This is a genomic window from Nocardiopsis sp. NPDC101807 (assembly GCF_044766605.1).
GTDB lineage: Bacteria > Actinomycetota > Actinomycetes > Streptosporangiales > Streptosporangiaceae > Nocardiopsis > Nocardiopsis tropica.
This window is the reverse complement of the sequence record NZ_JBIWMK010000003.1, coordinates 383,606-392,488: the sequence shown is the minus strand read 5'-3', so window position 1 is coordinate 392,488 and position 8,883 is coordinate 383,606. Positions and strand designations below refer to the sequence as shown.

Annotated in this window: 10 protein-coding genes; 1 reads left to right on the top strand and 9 read right to left on the bottom strand. The window is 73.8% G+C overall.

Translation table 11 applies throughout. The features are described 5' to 3' along the window. Positions 1 to 116 precede the first annotated feature (116 nt). From ACIRPH_RS11140 to ACIRPH_RS11100, 9 genes are all read right to left on the bottom strand, one after another. On the bottom strand, positions 117 to 1,331 hold the full coding sequence (locus ACIRPH_RS11140) for a GTP-binding protein (RefSeq protein ID WP_402912473.1): 1,215 nt from the start codon (positions 1,329 to 1,331) through the stop codon (positions 117 to 119). Between the two features lie 4 nt (positions 1,332 to 1,335). After that, on the bottom strand, positions 1,336 to 2,076 hold the full coding sequence (locus ACIRPH_RS11135; RefSeq protein ID WP_402912470.1) for a class I SAM-dependent methyltransferase: 741 nt from the start codon (positions 2,074 to 2,076) through the stop codon (positions 1,336 to 1,338). 150 nt (positions 2,077 to 2,226) lie between these two features. Next, on the bottom strand, positions 2,227 to 2,532 hold the full coding sequence (rpsN, locus tag ACIRPH_RS11130) for a 30S ribosomal protein S14 (RefSeq protein WP_402912467.1): 306 nt from the start codon (positions 2,530 to 2,532) through the stop codon (positions 2,227 to 2,229). A gap of 1 nt (position 2,533) precedes the next feature. Continuing rightward, entirely contained in the window at positions 2,534 to 2,770 is a 237-nt protein-coding gene (gene rpmB / locus ACIRPH_RS11125; RefSeq protein WP_402912464.1) for a 50S ribosomal protein L28, read from the bottom strand. A gap of 38 nt (positions 2,771 to 2,808) precedes the next feature. Continuing rightward, a complete protein-coding gene (gene rpsR / locus ACIRPH_RS11120; RefSeq protein ID WP_402912461.1) occupies positions 2,809 to 3,066 on the bottom strand; it encodes a 30S ribosomal protein S18 in 258 nt (85 codons plus the stop codon). A 2-nt stretch (positions 3,067 to 3,068) separates the two neighbouring features. Beyond that, positions 3,069 to 4,169, bottom strand: a complete 1,101-nt coding sequence (locus ACIRPH_RS11115) for a CobW family GTP-binding protein (RefSeq protein ID WP_402912458.1) — start codon at positions 4,167 to 4,169, stop codon at positions 3,069 to 3,071. Positions 4,170 to 4,467: 298 nt separating this feature from the next. Continuing rightward, positions 4,468 to 4,872, bottom strand: coding sequence for a winged helix-turn-helix domain-containing protein (locus tag ACIRPH_RS11110; protein WP_402912455.1), 405 nt, complete (start codon positions 4,870 to 4,872; stop codon positions 4,468 to 4,470). Next, positions 4,869 to 5,333 carry a hypothetical protein gene (locus ACIRPH_RS11105; protein ID WP_402912452.1) on the bottom strand — a complete coding sequence of 155 codons (465 nt, stop codon included), beginning with the start codon at positions 5,331 to 5,333 and terminating at the stop codon, positions 4,869 to 4,871. Before ACIRPH_RS11105 ends, ACIRPH_RS11110 begins: the two co-directional genes overlap by 4 nt. A 327-nt stretch (positions 5,334 to 5,660) precedes the next feature. Then, complete coding sequence (locus ACIRPH_RS11100; RefSeq protein ID WP_402912450.1) at positions 5,661 to 6,302, bottom strand: TetR/AcrR family transcriptional regulator; 642 nt, start codon at positions 6,300 to 6,302, stop codon at positions 5,661 to 5,663. Between the two features lie 289 nt (positions 6,303 to 6,591). On the opposite strand from ACIRPH_RS11100, the gene ACIRPH_RS11095 reads away from it, so the two are divergent. After that, positions 6,592 to 8,862, top strand: a complete 2,271-nt coding sequence (locus tag ACIRPH_RS11095; RefSeq protein WP_402912447.1) for a glycoside hydrolase family 3 C-terminal domain-containing protein — start codon at positions 6,592 to 6,594, stop codon at positions 8,860 to 8,862. The last annotated feature ends 21 nt before the right edge of the window (positions 8,863 to 8,883 follow it).

The following is an 8,883-nucleotide window of genomic DNA, read 5'->3' as shown; positions in this document are numbered from 1 at the left end:
GGGGTGGGGGGGTTGGTGTTCCGTTGGGGGGCCGTAACGCCCCGGGAGCGGGCCCCTGGGGCCGGGGGCCGCGGGCCGGGGGCGGGGGGGGCCGGGGCCCGGCGGCCCCGGGGACCTCAGGCGCCGGTGCGCGCGTGGTCGTGCGGGACGTGGACGTCCCATTCCGGGAAGGGGTCCTGGAGCGCCTCCCAGGGCGCGGCGAGCTCGTCGTCGGTGAGCAGGCAGGAGCGCAGGGCCCCGTCCAGGGAGTCGTGCCGCAGGGAGGTGCCGATGAACACCAGCTCCTGGCGGGGCTCCACCGGTTCGCCGTCCGCCAGGTCCTCGGGCGCGTAGCCCAGGGCGGCCCCGTCGGCCGGGTCCCACACCCCCGCGGGCTCGAACCGGGCCACCGGCCCCGCCTGGGACCACAGTCCCGTGGTCCGGGCGCGGGTCGCCAGCCAGAAGAAGCCCTTGGTCCGCAGGATCGTGCCGTGCCGGTCCCCGTCGAACCCCGCCGAGACCAGCTCCCAGAGCCGTCCGGGGTGGAAGGGGCGGTCGGCCCGGAAGACCAGGCTGGAGATCCCGTACTCCTCCGTCTCGGGCACGTGGTCGCCGTTGAGCTCGGCCACCCACCCCGGCGCGAGGGAGGCGCGTTCGAGGTCGAAGCGGTCGGCCCCCACCAGTTCGCGCGGGTCGACCCGGCCGTGCGTGACGCGCAGGACCCGGGCGAGGGGGTTGAGCCTGCGCACGGCCGCCTCCACCCGTTCGGCCTCCTGCGCGGTGACCAGGTCGGTCTTGGTGACGAGGAGGAGGTCGGCGAACTCCACCTGGTCGACGAGCAGGTCGCTGACCGTGCGCTCGTCGTCCTCGTAGGCGTCGAGTCCGCGTTCGACCAGGTCGTCGCCCTTGTCGAGTTCCGTGAGGAAGTTCGCGGCGTCGACCACCGACACCATCGTGTCCAGCCGCGCCCCCTCCAGGAGGGGGCGTCCGTCCGGGCCGGGAACGGCGAAGGTCGCCGCCACCGGCATCGGTTCGGAGATGCCGCTGGACTCGATCAGCAGGTGGTCGAACCGGCCCTGTTCCGCGAGACGGGAGACCTCCTCCAGCAGGTCGTCGCGCAGGGTGCAGCAGATGCAGCCGTTGGTCATCTCGACCAGGCGTTCGTCGGTCCGGGACAGGTGGCCCTCGCCCCGGACCAGGTCGGCGTCGATGTTGATCTCGCTCATGTCGTTGACGATGACCGCGACGCGCAGGCCGTCCAGGTTGCCGAGGAGGTGGTTGAGCAGGGTCGTCTTGCCCGCGCCGAGGAAACCGGACAGCACGGTCACCGGGAGCCCGTCGGGTGCGCCCATGGCCTCAGCCCTCCGGGAAGAGCTTGTACAGCCCGGCCTCGGAGGGGCCGTGCGGCACGGCCCGCAGGCGGTGGGGCGAGGTCTCGGCGCGCAGCGCGTCCTCGGTGATCGTCCACCAGTCGTAGCGGACGTCGTCGGAGGCGAGGACCCGCCCGCCCTCGTGGACCTCGTAGGTCATGTGCCAGTTCACCCGCTCCGGTCCGCTGGGCTCGGCGGCGGCCCAGCCGACGTAGGAGCGGTCGCCGAGGCGGACCTCGCTCATCCGCGTCCGTCCCACCCGCTCGGGTTTCAGCGGTGCGGCGAGGTTGAGCAGGATGAACGCCCCGGGGGCCAGGCGCGGGGCCAGGTCCTCCCACAGCCGGTCGCGCTCGTGCGGGCTGAAGTGCCCGATGAGGTTGGCCATCACCATGCCGCCGATCCGGTCGGGCAGGTACGCCGAGAGCAGGTCGTCGCCGTCCACGGTCACCCGGTCGCGCAGGTCGGCGTCCTCGGCGATCCGGGAGAGCAGCACCGTCCTCAGCGGGAGGGAGGGCTCGACGGCCAGGATCCGGGCCCCGGGCAGGGCGGCGGCCGCGAGGCGGGTCCCGTGGCCGCCTCCGGCGCCGGCGTCCACCACGGGGCCGGCGTCGGCGGGGAGTTCCCCCAGAGCCTCGACGAGGGTCTCCCCGTGGTGTTCCCACCAGCCCGCGATCATCATGTCGATGTACTGCCCGGAGCGGGCGTAGGGGTCGTTGCGTTCAGGCACGGTGCGTCTCCTCGCCGAGGTGGTGCGCCCTGGTCGGGGTGGTGGTCGTGGCCGCTTCCGAGGGCCCGCGGCCCTTCCGGCGGGCCCGGCCGGGGCCGGGCGCCCCGCTCCGGCCGGACCGCCGGGGCGGGGACGCCCACGGGCTTTGCGCTACCAACTGGACTTGGTGATGCCCGGCAGCTCCCCGCGGTGGGCCATCTCCCGGAAGCGGATGCGGGACAGGCCGAACTTGCGGAGGTGCCCCCGCGCGCGGCCGTCCACCGAGTCGCGGTTGCGCACCCGGGTCGCGCTGGCGTCGCGGGGCTGTCGGCGGAGTTCGGCGAGGGCCGCGGCGCGTGCCTCCTCGTCGGTGCGGGGGTTCTTGATGAGCCGCTTCAGCTCGGCGCGGCGCTCCGCGTAGCGGGCGACGACGGCCTTGCGCTGCTCGTTGCGGGCGATCTTGCTCTTCTTCGCCATCTCAGACCTTCTCCCCGCGGGCGCGGATCTCGGCGACGACGCGCTCGATCCCGCGCGCGTCGATGACCTTCATGCCCTTCGCGCTCACCCGGAGCCTGACGAAGCGCTGCTCACCGGGCAGCCAGTACCGCTTGCTCTGGATGTTGGGGTCGAACCTGCGCCTGGTCCGCCTGTGGGAGTGGGAGACGGCGTTTCCGAAGGACGGGGACCTCCCCGTGACCTGGCATACGCGGGACATGGTGACTCCTTTCTTTCCAGGACCGTTTCCGGTCCTTCTCAGGCCTTCTGCGTCGGCGTGTTGGAGGGGTAGGGCAGCAGGGCCATCTCGCGTGCGTTCTTGACGGCCGCGGCGATCAGACGCTGCTGGCGTGCGGTGACCCGGGTCACCCTGCGGCTGCGGATCTTCCCCTTCTCGGAGATGAACTTGCGCAGGAGGACGGTGTCCTTGTAGTCGACGTAGTCCTGTTCGCCGAGGGGGTTCGTGAAGTTCCGCGACGTCCTGCGCCTGTCGGAACGGCGTGCTGAAGCGGGCATGCTCACCTTTCTGAGAACTCCGCGAAGGGGTCGGTGCTGAATTCCTGGCCCGTCTCCTCGTCGGTGACCAGGCAGGAGTCCAGCAGTGTTTCCAGGGCCGCGGTGTCGAGGCCGACACCGACGAAGGAGAGGTGCTGACGCCGGTCGCCCGCCTCGGGGTCCCAGTCCAGGAGCGCGGAGACGCGCCTGGCCTCGGGGGCGAGGTCCATGGCGGCCGGGGGCAGGGCGTCCATCCACGGGCCGCCGTCCTCCACCAGGAGCAGCGCTCCGAACGATTCCCAGACGAGGAGGGTGTCGGCCTGGCTGGCGAGCCAGAAGCGCCCCCGGCCGCGGACGCTCGTGGACAGCACCTGTTCCAGGGCGTCGGCGAACCGCTGGGGGTGCAGGGGCCGGGTGCGTGTCCAGGTGAAGGTGCGCACGCGCCCCTCGAGGCGGTCGCCGTACTGGGCCCAGGCCGGGTTGGACCGGGCGTGGGCGGCCCTCGGGTCGAAGAGGCCCCTGGTCGGGTCGATCGCACGGGTTCCGGGGAGCGCGACGACCGCCGCGGGGTTGAGGTGCTCGACCAGGGCGTGCGCCTCGCTCCCGGCGTCGGTCCCGTACAGGTCGATCACCGAGGGGTACTCGATCTGCCTGGTGAGCACCTCGCTCACGGTGCGGTTGTCGTCCTCGGCGATGTCCAGGCCGCGGTCGCCTAGGTCGTCGTCGCTGAGCAGGTCCCCGACCAGGCGGCCGGCGTCCACCGCGCCGACGACGGCGACCAGGCGAAGGGCCCCCTCGTGGGCGATCGCCTCGGCGATCAGCTTGGGTTCGACGCCGTCCCAGGCCTCCACGACGCACAGGCCGGGCGGGTCCTCCGCCGCCATGCGGAGCAGGTAGGGGATCAGGTCCTCCCGCAGCGTGCACGAGGCGCACGCGTGGACGAGGTCGACGTGCTCGCGTTCGACCCGTCCCGTGGCGTCCCGGACCACGCGGTGGACGATCCCCTCCCCGATCTCCTCCAGGTCGTGGTGCACGGACACCGATCCTGGGGACGTGGCGAGCAGTTCGTCGACCGAGAGTCCACGTGCCGACCGGTGTAGGCCGGTGACCAGGACCACGCGCATGTGCCCTCCTTCCCGTAGGGGCTTCCACCAAGGAAGTGAAAACGATTATCGTTTCCGAAAGTCTACAGGGTGTTCGGGAAGGGTGCGTCCACGGCCCCGCCCGCGGGGGCGGGGTGGTTCGTCGGCGCCGCGCGGCCGGACCCGGACGCGCGGCGCCCTCCGCTGCCCGCGCCGGCCCGGGGGCGGCGCGCAGCACGAAGCCCCCGCTCCGGACCGGGGGTCCTGTGGGGAGCGGGGGCTTCTCGTGCGGGTGCGGCGGGCCGGGCGGCCCTGCCGGTCGGGGCGGGCCGGGGGGCGGTCACCGCCGGCTGGGGTCCTCCTCGCGGGCGGGTCCGGCCGGAGAGGCGTCCGGGGGCCGCCCGTCGGGCGTCCGCTCGACGGCCGAGGCCAGCTCGGACAGCCAGGCCAGGTGGCTCCGCAGGGCCGCGCGCCCGTCGGGGGTCAGGCGGAACCACGTCTTGGGGCGGCGCCCGACCGCTCCCTTGCGGACCTCGAGACAGCCCGCGGTCTCGAGGGTGCGGCTGTGCTTGGAGACCATCGGGTCGCTGACGCCGAGCAGGTCGCGGACGGTGGCGAAGTCGACCCAGTCGGCGCTCTGCAGGAGCGCGCACATCGCCAGCCGGGGGCCGGTCTCCAGGATCGGCCGGCGACCGGTGGCGCTCGCGCCCGGTTCGCCGTCGCCGGGGTGGTCGGGCTCGGTCACGGCTTGACCCGGCCGGCCTCGATGCTCCGGCGCATGGCCGCGCGGACGAGCATGTGCCCCACGAGCATGACGGCTGCGACGGGGATCAGGGCGGCGAGCGCGAGGCCCATGTGTCCGTGGTCGACCAGGGCCTGGATGCCGAGGAAGCCCGCGCCGGTGGCGGCCAGGGCGGCGATCCACAGAGTCCGGGCGCCCGGGTAGGAGGTGACGCGGCGGGGGAGGTACACGCCGGTGCGCCGCCGCCGGACGATCGCGTAGACCGCCGACGCCGCGGCCAGGGCGACCAGGCCCCAGTCGAGGTAGGCGCCTTCGGTGGGGAGGAGCGCCCTCCAGATCGGAAGGCCCGCGAGCAGCACGCCGGCGAACGCGAAGGCCACCCAGTAGGGGCCGGGCAGTGAGGCGTGCGTGGCGATCCTGCGGCGGGCCTCGGCGACCTGGTCGAGTTCCGGTGTGCCGGCCATGTCTGTCTCCTCCTTGGTATCTACTTTCCTTTTGGAAAGTAGATACCAAAGGGTGGGCGATGTCAACGGTGAAGGGGGCGCCGCGGGCCGTCGGCTCCGCCGGTGAGCGGGTGTCGTCCCAGGTCGGGGGAGGGAACATCCACGGAAAACGGTTGTCCGGCGGCCCCCGCGACCGGGCGCGGGCGGTCCGCGCGGGGTGGGGGACCGGCCTCGGGCGCCGCGCGGGCGAGGCGGGTCGTCACGACGACAGGACGGGTCCTTCGTGCTCACCCCGGTCGCAGGAGGTTCGCGGCCCCGGCGGCCGGGGCGTCCTCGGGTCCTTCCGCGTCACACCCCGACGGAGGGGTCCAGGAGCACGGCCCGGCCCTCCATCCAGTTCTGGCCGGTGAGGCGGCGGAACGCCTGGACGAGGTGGTCGCCGAAGTCGAAGGAGGGGTCCAGGAGCCACTGGGCCTGGAGGCCGTCCCAGGTCGCGAGGAACTGGCGGGCGACGCCGACGGCGTCGAGGCCGGGGTGGGCCGTGCCCGCGCCCTGGCGGTGGCGCACCACCCGTGCGAAGTGCGCCACGGCCTCACGGTTGTGGCGGGCGAGGAACTCCTGGGCTGGGTGGTCGGGGGAGGTGGCGCGGCCCAGGAGCGCGGTGTGCAACCGCATGACGTGCGTCCGCTCCGCCGTGGTGTCCACGAACGCGCGCAGGTCGTCCAGGCCCATGGCGGGGTCGGACGTGAAGGGCCGCAGCGCGGTCTCCTCGTCGGACAGCTCCAGGGCGGCGACGAGGAGGTGCTCCTTGGTGGGGTAGTGGTACAGCGCCGTGGCCTCGCTGGTCCCGGCCCGCCGGGCGGTCCCGGCCGTGGTGACCCGCTCGTGGCCCTCCTCCAGCACGGTGTCGAGCACCGCTCGGGCGATGCTCCTGCGGCGCTCGGTCGAACGGGCGTAGGGGCCGCGCGACCCGGTGGAGGTGGTGCTCATGGTGATCACTCTAGGCTTCCCCCAAAACCGATGTCGACTCGGATTTCCTCGAAGCGATGCCCTTGTTCCGGCTTCTGACAGGCCGGTATGCTGCGAATCCCTCGCAAAAACACATCTTCACTCAGATTTGAGGGATCGTCCCGCGATCCCCGGCACCCGCCGTCCACCACACGCCGGGGTGCGGGGCGGGCCCCGGACACCGGGACCCGGCGGGACCACCGCGACCGCGGCACGGCGCCGGGTGAAGCACCGCGGGGGGACCCACGACCGACACGAAGGAGCTCGCGCCTTGAACGCACACCCCGGACCCGTCCCCGACCTGAGCGGGCTCACCCCCGCGGAGCTGGCCTCGCTGAGCGGCGGCGCCGACTTCTGGAGCACCAAGGCCGTGGGGGAGGTCCCCTCCCTCGTGCTCACCGACGGACCGCACGGGGTGCGCCGCCAGGCCGGCGCCACCGACCACCTCGGACTCTCCGAGAGCCTGCCCGCGACCTGCTTCCCCCCGGCCGTGGGCCTGGCCCAGAGCTGGGACCCCGACCTGGTCCGGCGGGTGGGCGCCGCCCTCGGGACCGAGGCCGGCGCCCTGGGGGTCGACGTGCTCCTGGGCCCGGGGATCAACATCAAGCGCGACCCGCGCGGCGGACGCAACTTCGAGTACTACTCCGAGGACCCCTTCCTCACCGGTGTCCTCGGCGGAGCCTGGGTGACCGGGCTCCAGGGCACCGGCGTGGGCGCCTCGCTCAAGCACTTCGCCGCCAACAACGCCGAACACGACCGGATGCGCTCCAGCTCGAACGTCGACCCGCGCACGCTGCGCGAGATCTACCTGCGCGCCTTCCAGAAGGTCGTGCGCACGTCAGCCCCGTGGACCGTGATGTGCTCCTACAACCGCGTCAACGGCGTCTACGCCTCCGAGGACCACTGGCTGCTCACCACCGTGCTGCGCGAGGAGTGGGGCTTCGACGGCGTGGTCGTCAGCGACTGGGGCGCGGTGCGCGAGCGCTCCGCCTCGGTCCCGGCGGGACTGGACCTGGAGATGCCCGGCGACGGCGGCGCGAGCGACGCACGTCTGGCCGCCGCGGTGGAGGACGGCTCCTGCTCCCCGGAGGCCGTCCGCACGGCCGCCTCCCGCGTGGCCGCGCTCGCCGCGAAGGCGGCCCGCGCCCGCGGGGAGCGCCCGGCACGGGAGGCGGGGACCCACGAGGTCGGGGCCCAGGACGCCGAGGCCCACCACGCGCTCGCCCGCGAGGTGGCGGCGCGGTGCGTCGTCCTGCTCAGGAACGAGGGGGGACTCCTGCCGCTGGCGCCGGGCTCCTCGGTCGCCGTCATCGGCGGGTTCGCCCAGAACCCGCGCTACCAGGGCGGCGGCAGCTCCCACGTCAACCCCACGCGCCTGGACGTGCCCCTGGAGGAGATCCGCGCCCTGGCGGGGGACGGCACGGTCACCTTCTCCCACGGGTACACCGAGGGGGAGGACGGCGACGCGGGCCTGCGCGAGCAGGCGGTGCACGACGCGGAGAACGCGGACGCCGCCGTGGTCTTCCTCGGCCTCGCCGAGCACCAGGAGTCCGAGGGCTTCGACCGGGACCACATCGAACTGCCCGCCGAGCAGCTCGACCTGCTCGCCGCCGTCGTGGGCGCGCAGCCCCGCACGGTCGTCGTGCTCTCCCACGGCGGCGTGCTCCGCCTGGCCCCGGTCGCCGAGCTCGCCCCGGCGATCCTCGACGGGGCGCTGCTCGGCCAGGCGGGCGGCGGCGCGATCGCCGACGTGCTGTTCGGCCGGGTCAACCCGTCCGGGAGGCTGGCCGAGACGGTGCCGGTGCGGTTGCAGGACACCCCCGCGTACCTGAACTTCCCCGGGGAGAACTCGGCGGTGCTCTACGGCGAGGGCCTGTACGTGGGCTACCGCTGGTACGACGCCCGCGAGACGGAGGTGGCCTTCCCCTTCGGGCACGGGCTGTCGTACACGAGCTTCGCCTACTCCGACCTGCGGCTGGAGCAGGACGGGACCGGCGTCACGGCGAGCCTGACCGTGACCAACACCGGCGACCGGGCCGGGCGCGAGGTCGTGCAGTTCTACGCCTCCAAGCCCGACTCGGCCGTGTCGCGGGCGCCCCGCGAGCTGAAGGGCTTCGCCGGCGTGACCCTGGAGCCCGGCCGGAGCGAGCGGGTCTCCGTGCTCCTGGCCAGGGAGGACCTGGCGTACTGGGACGTGCGGGTCGACCGCTGGGTGGTCGAGGGCGGCGAGTACACGGTGTCGGCCGGCGCGTCGAGCCGCGACCTGAGGGCCGAGGCCGCGGTCACGGTCGAGGGCGACGAGCTGCGGCTCCCCGTGACGCTCGACTCGACGCTGGGCGAGGTCATGGCCGACCCGCGTGCGGCGGCGGTGCTCGGCGAGGTCCTCTCCTCCTCGCCGCTGGCCTCCGACGACTCCTCCGCGCTGGGCATGGACATGGTCCGCATGATGGCCTCCATCCCGCTGGGCCGCCTCGCGTCCTTCGGTCCGGTGGGGCGCGAGGAGCTCGAAGCCCTCATCGCCCGCATCAACCGGGAGGCGTGAGCGAGGGGCCGCCGCCCCCGC